The organism is Saccharopolyspora sp. NPDC047091 (assembly GCF_040643635.1).
Taxonomy (GTDB): Bacteria; Actinomycetota; Actinomycetes; order Mycobacteriales; family Pseudonocardiaceae; genus Saccharopolyspora_C.
In genome coordinates this window covers 31,615-48,174 of sequence record NZ_JBEYUS010000026.1, presented here as the reverse complement: position 1 = coordinate 48,174, position 16,560 = coordinate 31,615, and the positions used below count along the sequence as shown (strand labels likewise).

Genomic DNA, 16,560 nt, shown 5'->3' with positions numbered 1-16,560 from the left:
CGGAGATCAGCCGTGCTGCGGAGCTCAGGCGCTCTCGGCGGCGTAGCCCTCGTCGGACGAGTCGTCGGAGCCCAGCGCCTTCGCCTCGCCGTCGCGCTTGGCGCTCTTCGAGCGGCCGCGGTTGCGCTGCTGGCGGGGCAGCGTGGTGGGCGGCGGCGGGCTGGACGGGCCGCTGCCGCCGAGGATCAGCTCGGCGAACGTGGCCATGGCCTCGTCGAGCTGGCCCGCGTGCTTGCGCTCGGTCTCCTCGCTGGCCTCGCGCACCATCGAGTTCACCGCCTCGGAGTCCGGGCGGGACGCGAGGGTGCCGCTGATCTGCGACAGGTTCTGCGCCAGCGTGCCGCCGAGCTCGCCGAACCCGGTCTTGACGCCCTCTTCGACCGTGTCCAGCCGGGTGCTGACGCCCTGCTCCACCGCTTCGATGCGGGTGTGCACGTTGTCCTCGACGTTGTCCAGCCGCCCGGAGACGCGGTCCAGCCGCTCGGTGAGCTGCTCGAGGCGCTCGGCGAGCTTGTCCAGCTTGTCCGTCGGGTCCACCGCGGGGCGCTGCGCGAGGGCGTCGATGCCGGTCTGCAGCTGGTCGCGGCCACCGGTGACGGCTTCGGTGACGGCGTTCTGCACGCCGCTGCCGGTCTCGGTGACGGCGCGCTGCAGCGTTTCGCGGGTGCCGTCGAGGTGCTCGTGCACGCCCTCGTCGATCTCGGCGAACCGGCCGCGGAGGCTGGTCTCCAAGCCGTCGATGCGCTCGCGGACCGGGCCGGTGACCGAGCCGGGCAGCGCCTCCAGGCGGGAGTCCTGCTTGTCCAGGTGGCCGCCGAGCTCGTCCAGGCGCTTGTGGATGTGCGCGAGCTTGTCCTCCAACCCGTCCATCCGGCCCGCGACGCCGTCGAAGCGGCCGGACACGCCGTCGAGGCGGCCGTCGAGCTGCGCGAACGGCTTGGCGAGCTTGTCGAACAGGCCCTCCACCGCGGCCTTGACGTCACCGATCACGCCGTCCTGGGCGTCGATCTTGGTGAGGGCTTCGTCGACGCGCTCGGTCAGCACGCCGAGCTCGGTGCGGTCGGGGAGTTCGGACAGCCGCTTGCGAACCGAGCCCAACGATTCCAGCGGGGACATCCGGGCGTGGATCTCGTCGAGTGCGTCGAAAATCTGCTGCTGCTCGCTCTCGCGGATTTCGGCCGCACGCGTGAGCATGTTCCGCATGCGGTCGAAGGACATGTTCTCGTTCACGGCTCGGACGTCCTTCGTCGAGGGGCAGGTTGAGGACTCAAGGAGCGTAGCTAGTCGTTTCCCGGGTTCCCAGCCGCCCCCGGATACATTGAGTGAGGTTCAGGTGAACCATCACTCCGAATGGTGGGCCTTCGCTGGGCTGTTCGGCCGAAGATTTCGAGGTGCCGTTGGGCCTCCGGAGTCACCCTTGGTCTGTACGGGTGACTTCCCGGACGACGTGCATTCGGGTGGTCTTCGCAGCCGCCGCCGCGCGCACCGGACGACCGTGGCCGGGTTGTAACGTAGGGCCATGTCAACACCGGTGAGCTTGGACACGATCCGACTGGCCCCCAAAGTCCTGCTGCACGACCACCTCGACGGCGGTCTGCGCCCGCAGACGGTGATCGACCTGGCCACCGCGGCCGGGTACGACGGGCTGCCGCACCAGGACGCGGCCGAACTCGGCGCGTGGTTCCGGGAAGCGGCCGATTCCGGCTCGCTGGAGCGCTACCTCGAGACGTTCTCGCACACCGTCGCCGTCATGCAGACGGCGGATGCGCTGCGCCGGGTGGCCGCCGAATGTGTCGAGGACCTGGCCGCCGATGGGGTGGTCTACGCGGAAGTCCGCTACGCGCCGGAGTTGTTCCAGGAAGGCGGACTGAGCCTTTCCGAGGTCGTGGAATCCGTGCAGGACGGATTCCGCGAAGGTGAGCGTCGTGCGGAATCGCAAGGAAAGCTTGTCCGGATCGGAACATTGCTGTGCGCGATGCGGCAGAACGCCCGTTCCGCGGAAATCGCGGAGCTCGCGGTCCGCTACCGCGACGCCGAAGTCGTGGGCTTCGACATCGCGGGTCCGGAGGCCGGCTTCCCGCCCACCCGCAACCTGGACGCCTTCGAATACCTGCGCCAGCAGAACGCGCACTTCACCATCCACGCCGGTGAGGCGTTCGGGCTGCCGTCGATCTGGGAGGCGATCCAGCACTGCGGTGCCGAGCGGCTCGGGCACGGGGTGCGGATCGTCGACGACATCAAGGTCGACGAGGACGGCGAGGTGCACCTGGGCAGGCTGGCGTCCTACGTGCGGGACCGGCGCATCCCGCTGGAGATGTGCCCCTCGTCGAACCTGCAGACCGGTGCCGCGGCCTCGCTGGCCGAGCACCCGATCGGGCTGCTGAGCAGGCTGCGGTTCCGCGTCACGGTCAACACCGACAATCGGCTGATGAGCCACTGCTCGATGTCCAGCGAGTTCGCCGCGCTGCACGAGACCTTCGGCTACGGCTGGGCGGACATGCAGTGGTTCACGGTGAACGCGATGAAGTCGTCGTTCCTCGGCTTCGACGACCGGCTCGCGGTCATCAACGACGTGATCAAGCCGGGCTACGCCACGCTGATGGGGTGACGGAACGGCCCTGAACCCCGCCCGGCGGGTCTTGTCGGTTTCCCGTCAGCGGCGGAGCCGCTGAGCCGACGACCACCCGAGATGCCGGCACCGCCGCGGGTTCTCAGCGGTTTCCTCGCGAGGAAACCGCTGAGGTTCCGCCACCCGAGCGCTCTGCAGCAGAAGTAGCGAGACTCCGCTGCGCGGGGTCAGTGCTTGCGCAGGCGCTGGTCCTCGAACTGGGCCACGAGTTCCCGCCAGGCCGCGACCTCGTCGTCGAACGGCGGGCTCGGCGGCATCCGGTTCGGGTTGGGGCGCAGCACGAACGACACCAGCCAGCCGAGCAGCTCGGAGGGCTGCAGCGCCTCGTCCACGGTCTTGTCGTCGGCCCAGGCCGCCGCGTCCAGCAGCAGCTCCTCCGCCAGGTCCAGCTGGTTCGCGTCCACTTCGGACGGTCCGGCGGCGAGGTCCTCGTCCAGCCCGGTGAGCACGTAGCTGTTGTCCGCCCCGACCTCGATCTCCAGCTCGCCGCCGGTCGCCCGCTGCGCCACCTGCGGCCAGGTCGCGACCCGGGTCAGGTCGTTGTCCTCCAGCGCGGCGTCCTCGGCGAGGAAACGGGCCAGCGCGCGCGGCGAGCCGAACACGTCGATGCGCCCGTCGGAGCCGAGGAACACCGGGTCGTCGTCCAGGTAGCAGCGCAGCGAGTAGAACTCGCCCTGCGCGGTGGTGATGCGGATCGGGTCGATGCCGATCTCGCCCCAGAACCCGGGCTCGGACTCCTCGTCCACCGGGTCCACATCGGAGTCGTCGTCGGACTCGGAGCTCTCCGCGCCGTCGTGCTCCATCGCCTCGGCCAGCTCGGTCTCGGCGGTGGCGACCGCGTCCGCGGGTACCTCGGGGGTGGCCACCACGCCGTCGAGGGCGTCGAGCAGGTCGTCCCAGCGCTCGGCGACCACGGCGCACAGCTCGGACCAGCGCTTCTGGCCGTCCTTGCCGGTGAACACCAGGGTTCCCTGGTCCAGCAGGCTGAAGCCGGTGGCGGCGTCGAGCACCTCGTGCACCGTGTCCAGCTCGCACACGTCGGCCAGCGAACGCGCGATCTCCACGATGTCGTGCAGCTCGTTGATCGTCCACACGTCGGGGGTGTCGGCGACCAGTTCGGGCACGCCCACCAGGTCGAACTGGTGGTCCTCGTCCGGGTTCAGCTCGACCGCGGACAGCGCGGGGACCACGTGCCAGGCCGGGTGGTCGTCGAGGTCGTGCTCCCGGGCGGTGCGCACGAACGCGGCCAGCCGGGCGGCATCGGGGAAGGCGTAGAGGTCCTCGTCGTGGCCCAGGAACGCCTCCCAGTCCTCGCCGTCCTCCCGCCAGCGCGGTGCCCACAGGGTCACCACGTCGCCTTGCGGCAGCCCCAGTTCGATGGGGACGATGTCCTGCGCCATCTTCCTACCTCCGGTCGCCGAACAGACGTCCGCGAAGCCTACGGGTTCCCCACCGCACGCCTGCCGTCCGGTCGGGCTGCCCACCGTATCGACCATGTCGAGCGGCCTCGCAACCGAACCGGCGGGACGGGTCGTCCGAGGTGAGCCGGGTGGGCATGATCACGGTTGGCGGTACCGGCGCCCGGTGGCCCCGTCGATCATGATGCGAATGGATGTCACGGAGCTGTGGACGAGAATCGTGCTTTGGTTGGGTGAGCACGCACCGGTGACCGCAGCGGCCCTGCTCCCGCCTTCCCCGCCGCCGGATTTCGCCGAACTGGAGGCGGAATTCGAGATCCGGTTGCCTGCGGAGCTGCGCGAGTGGTGGTCGACCTGCGGTGGGACCGAGGGTGACGTCCTCGCCGACGTGCTGCCGCCGTTCTACACGCCCTACAGCGCGCAGCGCGCGTGGCAGGTGTGGGCCGGGCACCGCGAGATCTGGGCGGCGCAGTGGGAACGGCCCGCGTGCGACTACTACGCGGGTTCGCCGGGGTCGAGCTACCACCCGGCGTGGATCCCCATCGCCGGGGACGGGTTCGCCGACGAGCTGGTGGTGGACCTGCGGCCCGGGCCGATGCGGGGCTGCGTGCTGGAGTGGGAGCAGGAGGCGGGGCAGGTGCAGCGGCCGGAGTGGCGGGACATCTCGTCGATGCTCTCCGACGTGCACCGCTCGCTGACCGAAGGAGCCCCCGCCGGGTACAGCCACCCGACGGTCACCGAGGACGGCAGGTTGGACTGGCAGGTCCGCTGATCCCGCCGGTGGTCCGCGTCCCGGTCGGGGACGCGGACCGTTGCTCCGCACCGCCCACCCGGATCGCCCCGGGTGGGCGGTTTTTTCGTCCGCACCAACCCTGGCTCGGCCTACTAGTTGGCCTCGCCTACTAGTTGGTGTTACCTTGGGGATGTGCCTGAGAAGAAGCCCGATGCGCGACAGACCCAATGGCTGCGCGGTGTCCTCGACCTCGCGGTCCTGGCGCTGCTCGCCGAGAGCCGGGAGGGCTACGGGTACCTGCTGCTGCAACGGCTCGCCGAGGCCGGACTGCCGGACATGAAAGCGGGAACGCTGTACCCGCTGCTCAACCGGCTGGCCGCCGACGGGCTGCTGAGCACCGAGTGGCGGGCGGGGGAGAGCGGCCCCGGCCGCAAGTTCTTCGCCCTCACCGAACGGGGACGCGCGGTGCTCGCCGAACAGGGACCGAAGTGGACGGAGTTCGCGAAGAGCGCGAGCTCGGTGATCGAACGGGGGACGGGACGATGACGATCGAGGCTCAGAAGTACCGGGACGAGCTGCTGATCGCGCTGCGGGGGCACGAGATCTCCGGCGCCCGCGTCGGCGACGTGCTCGCGGAGGTGGAGGCGCACCTCGCCGAATCCGGTGAAGACCCGGTCGAGGCCTTCGGCACTCCGCGCGAGTACGCCGCCCACGTCGCCGCGCAGCTGGAGGGCGATCCCGCGAAGCGGTCCCGGCCCGCCGTTCTCGGCAGCGCGCTCGGCACCGCCGCGCTCACCCTGTTCGGGCTGGAGTTCCTCGTCGACGGCGTCGGCGGGCCCGTGCCGTTCGCGCTCGCCGACGCGGTCGGCGCGGTGTGGATGCTGCTGCTGGTCGTGGTGGCCGTCGGGGCGGCGTTCCGCGCGGGGACCGCGCTGCGCGGCAGGCGCTGGTACGCCGCCGGTGCGGTGGTCGCGGGCCTGCTCGCCATCGCGGGCACGAACGTGGTGGATCGGTTGCTCGGCGACGGGCCGGTGCTGTTCGAGCTGCCCGGCTGGGTGGCGATCGTCCTCGGCGCGGTCCTGCTCGCGGGCGCGGTCCGGGTGCTGATCCTCGCGATCCGGCGCTGCCGGGTCGTTCCCCCGGCCTGAGCGGAGGACCCGGTGGCCGGGTGCGCGGAGCCGGTCGCGCCGCGCACCCGGGTGGGGACCGCGGCCGCGAGGTCGGTCCGGCGGTCCACCTGCTGAGCAGGTGGCGCCCGTCCGGAACGCGGCACCGGGGCGGCCACCGCGTTCCGCCGTCGCAGTCCGCCGCCGCGCGGCGGCGAGCGGTCAGGTGCCGATCGGGTGCCAGGTGGTCTTGATCTCGGTGAACGCGCGCAGCCGCGCCAAGCCGGGGGCGGCGGCCCAGTCCGGTTCACCGCGTCCGGCGCGCAGCACCCGCTTCACGCTGCCCGCGGCGGCCCGCTCCAGCTCCGGGCGCAGTTCCGCGTCCGCGCCGGTGAGGTCGAGCGCATCGACCTCGCCGTGCGCGGCCAGCCACGGCCCGAGCTCCGCGGCCCGCCCGGTGAGCAGGTTCGCCGCGCCACCCGGCACGTCGGAGGTCGCGAGCACCTCGGCCAGCGTCACCGCGGGCAGCGGGCGTTCCGCGCTGGTCACCACGACCGCGGTGCAGCCCGTCGCCAGCACCGGCGCGAGCACGCTCACCAGTCCCAGCAACGAGGAGTCCTGCGGGGCGAGCACGCCGACGACGCCGCTCGGCTCCGGCACGCTGAACGAGAAGTACGGCCCCGCAACGGGATTCGCCGCCCCCAGCACGCCCGCGATCTTGTCCGTCCAACCGGCGAACCACACCACCCGGTCGATCGCCGCGTCCACCACGGCGGCGGCCGCGTCCGCACCGAGGCCCTCCGCGGCGCCGACGTCCGCGGTGAACTGGGCGCGGCGGCCCTCCATCACCTCGGCGATGCGGAACAGCACCTGGCCGCGGTTGTAGGCGGTGGCCCCGGACCAGCCGGGGAACGCCCCGCGCGCGGCCACCACCGCGTCCCGCAGGTCCTTGCGCGACGCGTGCGCCACGTTCGCCAGCGGTGCTCCCGCCGCGTCGCGCACCGGGTACACCCGGCCGGACTCGGAGCGGGGGAACTTCCCGCCGACGTAGAGCTTGCAGGTCTTGGCCACCGCGACCCGGGCGGGCTCGTGCTGCTCAGACGTCAAGGTATGCCTCCAGACCGGCGCGGCCGCCCTCGCGGCCGAACCCGGATTCCCGGTAGCCGCCGAACGGCGCGGTCGGATCGAACCGGTTGAACGTGTTGGCCCACACCACGCCGGCGCGCAGCCGCTGCGCCGCCCACAGCGCGCGGGAACCCTTCTCCGTCCACACGCCCGCGGACAGGCCGTACGGGGTGTTGTTCGCCTTGGCGATCGCCTCGTCCGGGGTGCGGAACGTCAGCACCGACAGCACCGGGCCGAAGATCTCCTCGCGCGCGATGCGCATCGACTGCTGCACCTCGCCGAACACGGTGGGGGAGAAGAAGAAACCGCGCTCCGGCAGCGGGCACGAGCTGCTCCACCGGGTCGCGCCCTCGGCCTCCCCGGCCGAGACGAGGTCGGTGATGCGGGCCAGCTGCTCGGCCGAGTTGATCGCGCCGACGTCGGTGTTCTTGTCCAGCGGGTCGCCGACCCGCAGCAGCTCCACCCGGGAGCGCAGCTTGCCGAGCAGCTCCTCGGCGATCGACTCCTGCACCAGCAGCCGCGATCCCGCGCAGCACACCTGGCCCTGGTTGAAGAAGATGCCGCCGACGACGCCCTCCACCGCCTGGTCCAGCGGCGCGTCGTCGAACACGATGTTCGCGGCCTTCCCGCCGAGCTCCAGGGTGAGCTTCTTCCCGCTCCCGGCGAGCGTCCGCTGGATCTCCTTGCCGACCGCGGTGGAACCGGTGAACGCGACCTTGTCCACGTCCGGGTGCGCGACCAGCTGCGCGCCCACGTCACCGGCGCCGGGCAGGACGTTCACCACACCGGGCGGCAACCCGGCCTCCTGGCACAGCTCGCCGAACACCAGCGCGGACAGCGGCGTGGTCTCGGCCGGTTTCAGCACCACGGTGTTGCCGCAGGCCAGCGCGGGGGCGATCTTCCACGCCAGCATCAGCAGCGGGAAGTTCCACGGGATCACCCCGGCGGCCACGCCCAGCGGCCGCGGCTCGGGGCCGTACCCGGCGTAGCCGAGCTTGTCCGCCCAGCCCGCGTGGTGGAAGAAGTGCGCCGCGGCGGTGGGGATGTCGGAGTCGCGGGACTCCTTGATCGGCTTGCCGTTGTCCAGCGTCTCCAGCACGGCCAGCTCCCGGCCGCGCTCCTGGATGAGCCGGGCGATGCGGAACAGGTACTTCGCGCGCTCCGCGCCCGGCATCGGGCCCCAGGTGGTCTCGAACGCGCGCCGCGCCGCCCGCACCGCGGTGTCCACATCGGACTGGGCGGCGGTGGCGACCTCGGCGAGCGGTTCGCCGGTGGCCGGGTTGATCGTGGTCAGCGGGGTGCCCGCGCCGTCGGTGAACTCGCCGTCCACGAACATCCGGTACCGGTCGCGCAGGTTCGCCACGGCCGCCGACTCCGGCGCGGGCGCGTACTCCCAGTCGCTCATGCGTCCACCGCCACGTGGTGCGCGGCCGCGTAGTGGCCGGTGCGTTGCGTTCGTCGTTGCATCAGCAGATCTCCCAGCAGGCTCGACGCGCCGAAGCGGAACAGCGCCGGGGTCAGCCACTCCGGCCCGGCGACCTCGCGGACCGCGACCAGGTAGCGCATCGCGTCCTTCGTGGTGCGGATGCCGCCCGCCGGCTTCACCCCGCGCGGCTCACCGGTGCGGTCCCGCCAGTCCCGCACGGCCTGCAGCATCAGCGTCGTCACCGGCAGCGTGGCCGCGGGGGAGACCTTGCCGGTGGAGGTCTTGATGAAATCGCCGCCCGCCAGCAGCGCCAGCCAGGACGCGCGGCGCACGTTGTCGTAGGTGGCGAGCTCGCCGGTCTCCAGGATCACCTTCAGGTGCGCGTCGCCGCAGGCCGCCTTCACCTGCTGGACCTCCTCGAAGACCTGGCCGTAGCGACCGGACAGGAACGCGCCCCGGTCGATCACCATGTCCACTTCGGACGCTCCGGCGGACACCGCGAGCGCCACCTCGTCCAGCTTCACCTGCCGGGCCGACCGGCCGGACGGGAACGCCGTCGCCACCGAGGCCACGCCGACACCGGAACCCGCCAGCGCCGCCACCGCCGTCGCCGCCAGGTCCGGGTACACGCACACGGCCGCGACCGGCGGGGTGTCCGGGTGCTCGGCGTCGGGGCGGCGGGCCTTCGCCGCCAGCGCGCGCACCTTGCCCTCGGTGTCGGCGCCCTCCAGCGTCGTCAGGTCCACCATGCCGATCGCGGCGTCGATCGCCCACGCCTTGGCGTCCTTCTTGATGCTGCGGGTGGCGAGTCCCGCGGCGCGCTGCTCCAGCCCCACCTGGTCCACGCCGGGCAGGCCGTGCAGGAATCGCCGCAGCGACCGCTCGTCCCGGGTGACCTCGGCGAGTTCCGGCGGCAGCGCGCCGGTGCGCGGACCGTCCAGTGGTTCGACCATGCCGCGCAGTCTAGGTCAGCACCGCCGCGGTGAACGGTCCGTTCGCCCGCCCGGCTCGGTCGAACGGGCCACTCACGAGCCCGTCGGCTCCCATTCCAGCGTGACCGTGAAGTTGGCCTCGCCGGAGGTCTTCGCCACCGCGAGGTTCGCCTCGCCGGTGAGCTTGACGCCGAACTGGACCTTGATCTTCGAGGGGGTGGTGTCCATCGCGCGGAACTCGTCGAGCACCGCCTCGGCGGCCGGGCGGACCTTGCCCAGCGACTCCTGCAGCGTCTCGCCGGCGCGCCGCACCACGTCGCCGCGGCCGACGCGCTGCGCGCCCGAGGCGTCCTCGGCGGCCTCGATGAGCACCTCGCCGCCGCCCGCCAGCGGCATGCTGACCACTTGACCCATGTTCCGCTCCCGTGCCGGTGAACCGATCCGAGATCAAGTTAGCGGCCCGGCGGGCCGCGGCGGGGCCGATCGGCGCGGATCACCGGTCGTCCAGCACCGAGCAGGGGCGGTCCGGGCGGGAGTCGGCGGGCAGCAGGGCGCGTTCCTCCGCGGTGAACTCGTGGTCGTCGATGCGGCACAGCTCGCCGACGAGCTCCCACGGGTCCAGCGGGACGCGCACCGGGTCCTGGTCCTGCCAGCTGACGACCAGCGACCGGCCGTCGGAGGTGGTGGTGGCGTCGGTGAACGCCGGCTGCGCGATCGTGCGGCGCTGCGGGGTGAACCACACCTGCGGCGCCGAACCGTCCTCCACCAGCAGCGGGGGGACGAAGGCGGCCACCGCGGAGAGCGTCTCCAGCTCGGACACCACCCGGCCGCCGTCCAGGTCCACGACCCGGGCCTGCGTCGAGCTGGAGACCACCAGCTGCGCCCCGTCCGGCGAGGCCGTGAGACCGGTCGCGTCCTCACCCGGGCCCGGGATGGTGCGGATCGCGCGCGCCGGGCCGCCGGGGGAGTCCAGCCGCCAGAGCTGCACCGAGTCGCCCCTGGCGAGCACGAGTTCGCCGGGATGCCCGGGCCGGGCGAGGAGCGCACCCGGTTCCTGCGGCGGCACCGGCGTCGCGGGCAGCGGATCGGCGGCGAGCCGCTGCCCGGTGCGCGGATCCAGCCGCAGCAGCGCATCCGCGGCGAGCACGGCGACCTCGCCGGGCCCGAGCTCGGCGATCGGCGGCGGATCCTCCTGCGGCGGCAGCGGAATCTCCCGCTCCACGTGCAGGTCGTCGGCGCGGTACACCACCAGCCGGTCCGGCCGCGTCTCGTACAGCAGCGAGCCGTCCGCGCTGAACAGCACCTCGGTGTTCCCGTCCGCGGCCGGGCCGCGCGCGAGCACCTCGCTGCGGCCGCGGCCGAGCAGCAGCAGCGCCCCGTTCTCGTCGAAGGCGGCGGACTTCGTCCCGTCCGCGGAGGTCGCCTGCGGCTTCGACACCCCGCCCGGGTCGGGCAGGCCCAGCGCGGGCGGCAGGGTGGCGGCGAACAGCGCGTCCTGCTCCAGGAAGACGGCGGTGACGGTCCCGCCGGCGCCGGGGAACGCCGTGATCAGCCGCCCCTGGGACACCGGGCCGTTCACCAGGTCGAGCGCGTACCGCAGTCCCGTCTCCCCGTCCAGCAACGTCGAACCCCGCTCCACCAGGTAGCGGCCCACCCGGTCGGTGGTCAGCGGGCAGTCCGCGCCGGGCTGCCGCCGCGCGGTGGTGCGCGTCGCCACGTCCAGCACCACCGGTGGTTCGCCCCGGCCGCAGCGCAGCACCTGGGCGCCGTCGCCGAGCAGCCCGTTCGCCACCGCATCCGAGCTGACGACGTCGAGGGCACCCCGAGTCGCGGTGAGCACGTCGCTGCCGGGCACCTGGACGACGACCACCGCCGGATCCCCGGTCGGGTACAGGGTCGAGATCGAGTCCAGCGGTACCCGTGGCGATGGCAGCGCCGCGCGCGTCGCCACGTCCCACAGCACCGGTCGGACCTCGGTGCCCGGAGCCGCCGCGTTCCGCGAAGGCAGGTACAGCAGGTGCCGTCCGTCCGCGCTGAAGTGCAGGACCGGTCCCGCCCCCGAGGTGTCCGGGGGCACCGACGGGGCCGGGCCGGGCAGCACCCCCAGCTCCCGCCCCGTCGCCGCGTCCCACAGCGACACCGCGTTCCACCGGTCCGACACCGCCACGAGCGCGCCGTCCGGGCTGAGCTCCGCCGCGACCACGTCCCGGGTCGGCACGGTGCGCACCTGCGGCCGCGCCCGGTCCGTCCCGCGCACCACGTGCAGCGGGGTCGGACCGACGTGTCCCGAGGTCAGCGCCAGGACCGAGCGGCCGTCCGCCGACGCCGACGCGCCGCTCAGCTCCGCGGGCGGGATCGGCAGCGCGCTGCGCACCCCCTGCAACCGCGCCCGCTGCTCCAGCAGCAGCCCCCACGCCGACGGATCACCCGGCGACTCGTGCCAGGCCGCCAGCGCGAGTTGCAGCGCCAGGCGCGGCCGCGAGATCCGCTGCTCCCGCGCGGCCGCCACCAGCTGCCCCGCGTTGATCTGGTGGATCCGCTCGCTCAGCGACCGGTTCCCCCGGTACAGGCCCAGCGCCAGCAGCGAGGCGACCAGTGCCAGCACCACCGCCAGCGCGGTGATCGTCCACCACTGCCTGCTGCGGCGGCGCGCGTGCCGTTCGCCGTGCCGGATGAAGTCCTGCTGGTCCGGGGTCAGCCAGTCCGCGCGGTCGCGGAGGTGCTCGGCGGCGGTGACCAGCGCGGCCCCGCGCAGCAGCCGCTCGGGGTCGCGCCCGGAGTCCAGCCAGCGCCGCACGCCGCCGCGCAGCTCCTCCTGCCAGGCCACGAACTCGGCGTCGGCGCGCAGCCAGCCGTCCAGCCGGTCCCAGTGCGTGATCAGCGCCTGGTGCACCAGTTCCACCCGCGGTTCGGCGCCGTCCTCGATCACCAGCAACCGGCGGGCGGCCAGCTCGCGCACCAGGTCGTGCAGCCGCGGCGGGATCTCGCTCCACCGCACCGCGCTGCGCGCGAAACCACCGCCGTCCCGCCTGGTGAGCAGCACCAGCAGCCGCCGCGCCGCGTCCCGGTCCCGTTCGGGCAGCGCGGCGAACGCGGCGTCGGCGGTGCGGCGCAGCGCGCCCCGCACCTCGCCGGTGCGCTCGTAGGCGTCGTGGGTGAGGAAGCCGCCGACCCGGTGCTGCCAGAGCAGGTCCAGCACCAGCGAGACCAGCGGCAGCGAACCGGGTTCGGGCGGCGCGTCGGCCAGGATGCGCTCCACCAGGCCCGCTTCGAAGGCCAGCCCGCCCGTCTCCGCCGCCGGTCCGGTCATCGCGGCCCGCAGCTGCGCGCGGGTCATCGGGCCGAGCAGGTGGGTGCACTCGTTGAGCCAGCTCGTGGTGCGGGCACCGGCCAGTTCCTCCAGCGAGCCGGGGCGCAGCGTCAGCACCGGTCGCGGGCCGCCCGCGGGCTGGTCGGCCAGCCGTTCCAGCAGGGCGCGGGCCGCAGGCGGGTCGGCGCTGGTGTACTCCTCGAACTGGTCCAGGAACAGCAGTTCCGCGTCGGCGGGCACCGCGGCCAGCACCGCCTCCGGCGTGGCGCCGGGCTCCGGGCGCAGCGCGTGGACCCGCGTGCCGCGCGCCCGCAGCCGCGGCAGCAGGCCCGCCCGCACCAGCGAGGACTTGCCCGCCCCGGACGCCCCGGCCAGCACCAGCCGCCCCTCCCGGTCCAGCACCGCCAGCACCGCGTCGACGTCCGCGTCGCGGCCGTGGAAGAACGGTGCGTCCCGCTCCTCGTAAGCGCGCAGACCGCGGTACGGGTCGACCAGGCCCGCCTGCCAGGACTCGCCGAGCTCCGCCGTCGGCAGCAGGTGCGCGGTGGTGTCGCTGTCGGTCGCCGAGGTGACCACGATGCCGACGACGCAGCGCAGCGCCTCGTCCCACACCGGGGTGCCGCTGTAGCCGGGCCGGATCGTGGGCTGGTGCGGGTCGGCGCGCATCTGCCGCCAGCCGGTGCCCTGCGCGCCCAGCAGCTCGCCGGTCACCCAGAGCCCGTCGTCGTGGCCGCGGGGGAAGCCGAACACCCGGAACGGATGCCGCCAGACCTCTCCGGTCACCCGGGCGGGCGCGGGTAACGCGCCCGCGGGGGCGGGGCCGGTGAGCCGGAGGATCGCCACGTCGCCGCGGCCGTCGGAGCGGATCGGGCGCCAGTCGGCGACCTCCGCGTCGACCGCGGGGGCGCCGGGCAGCAGCGGGAACTCCAGCCGGATGACGCCCGGCGGTGCGTCCGCGGCCTCCGCGTCGGCGCCGAGCGCGGTGGCCGCCACGTGCGCGCAGGTCGCCACCCGGTCCGGGGCGAGCAGCACGCCCGCACCGACGACCTCGCCGTCCGCCCGCAACCGGACCAGTGCGGTGCTGAGCGGGTCCTGCTGGTGCTCGTCGTCCGACCGCACGCGCCACCCCGGTTCTCGCGCCGTCGATCACGTCCGCCGGTGAACCTAACCAACGGGGTTCCGCGGGCGGTGCGGTTTCCCGGTTCCTCCCGGAATCGCAACCTCCCCACTCGAACGGGGGACGCTAGGTCGTGCGGTGCGGGGTAGTCCGGAAGCAGCGCGCATCGGCACGGGGCGCGCACCGGACACGGGTCCTCCGGAGGTGGTTCCCCATGAAGGCAGTCGTCTACCGAGAACCGTTCGCGGTCGCCGTCGACGAGGTCGACCGACCGGCCATCCAGCACCCCGGCGACGTGATCGTCCGCGTCACCTCCACCGCGATCTGCGGCTCCGACCTGCACATGTACGAAGGCCGCACCGCCGCCGAACCGGGCATCGTGTTCGGCCACGAGAACCTCGGCATCATCGACGAGGTCGGCGACGGGGTCGTGAGCCTCAACCGGGGCGACCGGGTCGTGATGCCGTTCAACGTCGCCTGCGGGTTCTGCACGAACTGCACGGCCGGGAACACCGCGTTCTGCCTCACCGTCAACCCCGGCTTCGCGGGCGGCGCCTACGGCTACGTCGCGATGGGTCCGTACACCGGCGGGCAGGCCGAATACCTGCGGGTGCCGTTCGCCGACTTCAACTGCCTGGTGCTGCCGCCGGACTCCAGCAAGGAGTCCGACTACGTGCTGCTGGCCGACATCTTCCCCACCGGCTACCACGGCTGCGAGCTCGCGCAGGTCGCACCGGGCGAGACCTGCGCGGTCTACGGCGCCGGGCCGGTCGGGCTGATGGCCGCCTACTCGGCGCTGCTGCGCGGCGCGTCCCGCGTGTTCTGCGTCGACCGCATCCCGGAACGGCTCGCGAAGGCCGAGGAGATCGGCGCCATCCCCGTCGACTTCAGCGCGGGCGACCCCGTCGAGCAGATCAAGGACCTGACGGAGGGCGTGGGCACCGACAAGGGCGTGGACGCCGTCGGCTACCAGGCGCACACCGCCGACGCGGGCACCGAGGAACCCGCCGTGGTGCTCAACTCGCTGATCCACACCGTGCGCCCCACCGGCAGGCTCGGCGTCCCCGGCCTGTACGTGCCCGCCGACCCCGGTGGCCCGGACGACAACGCCAAGCAGGGCATGCTGCTGGTCGCCATCGGGAAGATGTTCGAGAAGGGCCAGGTCGTCGGCACCGGGCAGTGCAACGTGAAGCGCTACAACCGGCAGCTCCGCGACCTGATCACCGCGGGCCGGGCGGCGCCGAGCTTCGTGGTCTCGCACGAGCTGTCGCTGGCCGAGGCGCCGGACGCCTACCGCAAGTTCGACCAGCGGATCGAGGGCTACACCAAGGTCGTCCTGCACCCGTGACGGCGGCCGCGCCGGCTCCCCGCCCCTCGGGGACCGGCGCGATCCGGCGCACATCCGCCGGTCTCCGCCGCCGCCCGCGGCACACCCGGCCGTTAGTGTCCACGGCCATGGACGTTCGGGTCGTGGACCACCCGCTGGCGAAGTCGAGGCTCTCGACGATGCGCGACGCGCGCACCGAGAACGCGGCATTCCGCGCAGCGCTGCAAGAACTCACCCTCATGCTGATCTACGAGGCGACCCGCGACGCCGAAGTCGCCGAGGCGCCGATCCACACCCCGGTGGCCCGCACCACCGGCTACCGGCTGGCGAACCCGCCGCTGCTGGTGCCGGTGCTGCGCGCCGGGCTCGGCATGGCCGACCAGGCGCACCGGCTCATCCCGGAGGCGCAGATGGGCTTCGTCGGGCTCGCCCGCGACGAGGAGACGCTGCAGCCGACGCCGTACCTGGAATCGCTGCCGAAGGACCTCTCCGGCCTCCCGGTGCTGGTGCTGGACCCGATGCTGGCCACCGGCGGTTCGATGCTGCACACCATCCGGCTGCTGGTGGAGCGCGGTGCCACCGACGTGACCGCCATCTGCACGCTCGCGGCGCCGGAGGGCGTCCAGCACCTGGCGGACTCCGGCCTGCCGCTGCGCGTCGTGACCGCCAGCGTCGACGAACGGCTCAACGAATCCGGCTACATCGTCCCCGGCCTGGGCGATGCGGGGGACCGCGAGTACGGCGCGGTGTGACCCGGACGCTGCTTGGACCGGGTGGTATCAGCGAGATACCATCCGGTCCATGGCCATGACGCTGCGGCTGACCGACGAGGAGAGCGCTCGGCTGGCGGAGCTCGCCGCCGCCGAAGGCCGCTCCAAGCAGGAGATCGTGCGCGCCGCGCTCGCCGAACGGTGGGCCCGGCAGCGCAAGGACCAGCAGCTCGGCGAGGTCGTGCAGCGGGTGCTGCCGCACTACCGGGGATTGCTGGACGAACTCGGACCCGCATGATCGATCATTGATCGGTGCTGGTCTACCTCGACGCTTCCGACCTGCTGCTGCTCGCCACCGCCGTCACCCGGGGTGACCTGGTGGTCCGGGACAGCGGCCTGCTCGACTCGGCCGCCTACCGGCCGCGGGCCGAAGTGCTCGGCGTTCCCGCCTACGAGACGTTGTGGCTGAAGGCGGCCGCGCTGCTGGACTCGCTGGTGCGCACCCGGCCGCTGGTCGAGGGCAACTGGCGGCTCGGCTGGGTCGCCGCGGTCGCGATGTGCGACGTCAACGGCTGGTGGATCGACGCGGACGAGGCCGAGGCGCTGCAGCTGGTCCGCGACGTGGGCCGGGACCACCGGGAGGTCGCCGAGATCGCCGACTTCCTGGAGCGCTCCGCCAAGCCCAAGGGCTGATCACGGCCGCGGGTGTTCCTGGAGTGTTCGCCCG

Annotated in this window: 15 protein-coding genes; 8 read left to right on the top strand and 7 right to left on the bottom strand. The window is 73.2% G+C overall.

Annotated elements, in window-relative coordinates:
- Positions 1-24: 24 nt before the first annotated feature.
- Positions 25-1,230, bottom strand: coding sequence for a hypothetical protein (locus tag ABZ805_RS14035; protein ID WP_358439221.1), 1,206 nt, complete (start codon positions 1,228-1,230; stop codon positions 25-27).
- 289 nt (positions 1,231-1,519) lie between these two features.
- Between ABZ805_RS14035 and ABZ805_RS14030 the strand changes: the two genes are divergently transcribed.
- Positions 1,520-2,608 carry an adenosine deaminase gene (locus ABZ805_RS14030; RefSeq protein ID WP_358439219.1) on the top strand — a complete coding sequence of 363 codons (1,089 nt, stop codon included), beginning with the start codon at positions 1,520-1,522 and terminating at the stop codon, positions 2,606-2,608.
- 188 nt (positions 2,609-2,796) lie between these two features.
- On the opposite strand, the gene ABZ805_RS14025 is transcribed toward ABZ805_RS14030, so the two are convergent.
- A complete protein-coding gene (locus ABZ805_RS14025) occupies positions 2,797-4,029 on the bottom strand; it encodes a primosomal protein (protein WP_358439216.1) in 1,233 nt (410 codons plus the stop codon).
- Between the two features lie 265 nt (positions 4,030-4,294).
- Here ABZ805_RS14025 and ABZ805_RS14020 point away from each other — a divergent pair, with 265 nt between their 5' ends.
- The 3 genes from ABZ805_RS14020 to ABZ805_RS14010 all read left to right on the top strand — a co-directional run bounded on the left by ABZ805_RS14020 (position 4,295) and on the right by ABZ805_RS14010 (position 5,928).
- On the top strand, positions 4,295-4,819 hold the full coding sequence (locus ABZ805_RS14020) for an SMI1/KNR4 family protein (protein WP_358439213.1): 525 nt from the start codon (positions 4,295-4,297) through the stop codon (positions 4,817-4,819).
- 153 nt (positions 4,820-4,972) lie between these two features.
- Positions 4,973-5,326, top strand: a complete 354-nt coding sequence (locus ABZ805_RS14015; protein WP_358439211.1) for a PadR family transcriptional regulator — start codon at positions 4,973-4,975, stop codon at positions 5,324-5,326.
- The gene (locus ABZ805_RS14010; RefSeq protein ID WP_358439208.1) at positions 5,323-5,928 is read left to right on the top strand and encodes a hypothetical protein; all 606 of its coding nucleotides are present in this window, start codon (positions 5,323-5,325) and stop codon (positions 5,926-5,928) included. The genes ABZ805_RS14015 and ABZ805_RS14010 overlap by 4 nt, the downstream gene beginning before the upstream one ends.
- Positions 5,929-6,108: 180 nt before the next feature.
- On the opposite strand, the gene ABZ805_RS14005 is transcribed toward ABZ805_RS14010, so the two are convergent.
- From ABZ805_RS14005 to ABZ805_RS13985, 5 genes are all read right to left on the bottom strand, one after another.
- A complete protein-coding gene (locus tag ABZ805_RS14005; protein WP_358439205.1) occupies positions 6,109-6,993 on the bottom strand; it encodes an aldehyde dehydrogenase family protein in 885 nt (294 codons plus the stop codon).
- Positions 6,983-8,416 carry an aldehyde dehydrogenase family protein gene (locus ABZ805_RS14000; protein WP_358439202.1) on the bottom strand — a complete coding sequence of 478 codons (1,434 nt, stop codon included), beginning with the start codon at positions 8,414-8,416 and terminating at the stop codon, positions 6,983-6,985. The genes ABZ805_RS14005 and ABZ805_RS14000 overlap by 11 nt, the downstream gene beginning before the upstream one ends.
- Complete coding sequence (gene deoC / locus ABZ805_RS13995) at positions 8,413-9,390, bottom strand: deoxyribose-phosphate aldolase (protein ID WP_358439200.1); 978 nt, start codon at positions 9,388-9,390, stop codon at positions 8,413-8,415. Before deoC ends, ABZ805_RS14000 begins: the two co-directional genes overlap by 4 nt.
- Positions 9,391-9,462: 72 nt before the next feature.
- Positions 9,463-9,783: a CU044_2847 family protein gene (locus tag ABZ805_RS13990; protein WP_358439197.1), complete on the bottom strand. Its 321-nt coding sequence runs from the start codon at positions 9,781-9,783 to the stop codon at positions 9,463-9,465.
- A 79-nt stretch (positions 9,784-9,862) separates the two neighbouring features.
- Positions 9,863-13,798: a trypsin-like peptidase domain-containing protein gene (locus ABZ805_RS13985; RefSeq protein ID WP_358439195.1), complete on the bottom strand. Its 3,936-nt coding sequence runs from the start codon at positions 13,796-13,798 to the stop codon at positions 9,863-9,865.
- A 212-nt stretch (positions 13,799-14,010) separates the two neighbouring features.
- On the opposite strand from ABZ805_RS13985, the gene ABZ805_RS13980 reads away from it, so the two are divergent.
- The 4 genes from ABZ805_RS13980 (at position 14,011) to ABZ805_RS13965 (ending at position 16,526) form a co-directional block, all read left to right on the top strand.
- Positions 14,011-15,144, top strand: a complete 1,134-nt coding sequence (locus ABZ805_RS13980; RefSeq protein WP_358439192.1) for a glutathione-independent formaldehyde dehydrogenase — start codon at positions 14,011-14,013, stop codon at positions 15,142-15,144.
- A 107-nt stretch (positions 15,145-15,251) separates the two neighbouring features.
- Positions 15,252-15,875 (top strand): uracil phosphoribosyltransferase, encoded by a 624-nt coding sequence (upp, locus tag ABZ805_RS13975; protein WP_358439190.1) that lies wholly within the window; start codon positions 15,252-15,254, stop codon positions 15,873-15,875.
- 49 nt (positions 15,876-15,924) lie between these two features.
- Positions 15,925-16,131 carry a type II toxin-antitoxin system VapB family antitoxin gene (locus ABZ805_RS13970; RefSeq protein WP_358439187.1) on the top strand — a complete coding sequence of 69 codons (207 nt, stop codon included), beginning with the start codon at positions 15,925-15,927 and terminating at the stop codon, positions 16,129-16,131.
- A 14-nt stretch (positions 16,132-16,145) separates the two neighbouring features.
- Complete coding sequence (locus ABZ805_RS13965; protein ID WP_358439184.1) at positions 16,146-16,526, top strand: Fic family protein; 381 nt, start codon at positions 16,146-16,148, stop codon at positions 16,524-16,526.
- Positions 16,527-16,560: the final 34 nt, after the last annotated feature.

Coding starts and splice junctions, on each gene's coding strand:
- ABZ805_RS13970 (WP_358439187.1), top strand. CDS start 15,925: ATGGCCATGACGCTGCGGCTGACCGACGAGGAGAGCGCTCGGCTGGCG.
- ABZ805_RS14025 (WP_358439216.1), bottom strand. CDS start 4,029: ATGGCGCAGGACATCGTCCCCATCGAACTGGGGCTGCCGCAAGGCGAC.
- upp (WP_358439190.1), top strand. CDS start 15,252: ATGGACGTTCGGGTCGTGGACCACCCGCTGGCGAAGTCGAGGCTCTCG.
- deoC (WP_358439200.1), bottom strand. CDS start 9,390: ATGGTCGAACCACTGGACGGTCCGCGCACCGGCGCGCTGCCGCCGGAA.
- ABZ805_RS14000 (WP_358439202.1), bottom strand. CDS start 8,416: ATGAGCGACTGGGAGTACGCGCCCGCGCCGGAGTCGGCGGCCGTGGCG.
- ABZ805_RS14030 (WP_358439219.1), top strand. CDS start 1,520: ATGTCAACACCGGTGAGCTTGGACACGATCCGACTGGCCCCCAAAGTC.
- ABZ805_RS13980 (WP_358439192.1), top strand. CDS start 14,011: ATGAAGGCAGTCGTCTACCGAGAACCGTTCGCGGTCGCCGTCGACGAG.
- ABZ805_RS13990 (WP_358439197.1), bottom strand. CDS start 9,783: ATGGGTCAAGTGGTCAGCATGCCGCTGGCGGGCGGCGGCGAGGTGCTC.
- ABZ805_RS14010 (WP_358439208.1), top strand. CDS start 5,323: ATGACGATCGAGGCTCAGAAGTACCGGGACGAGCTGCTGATCGCGCTG.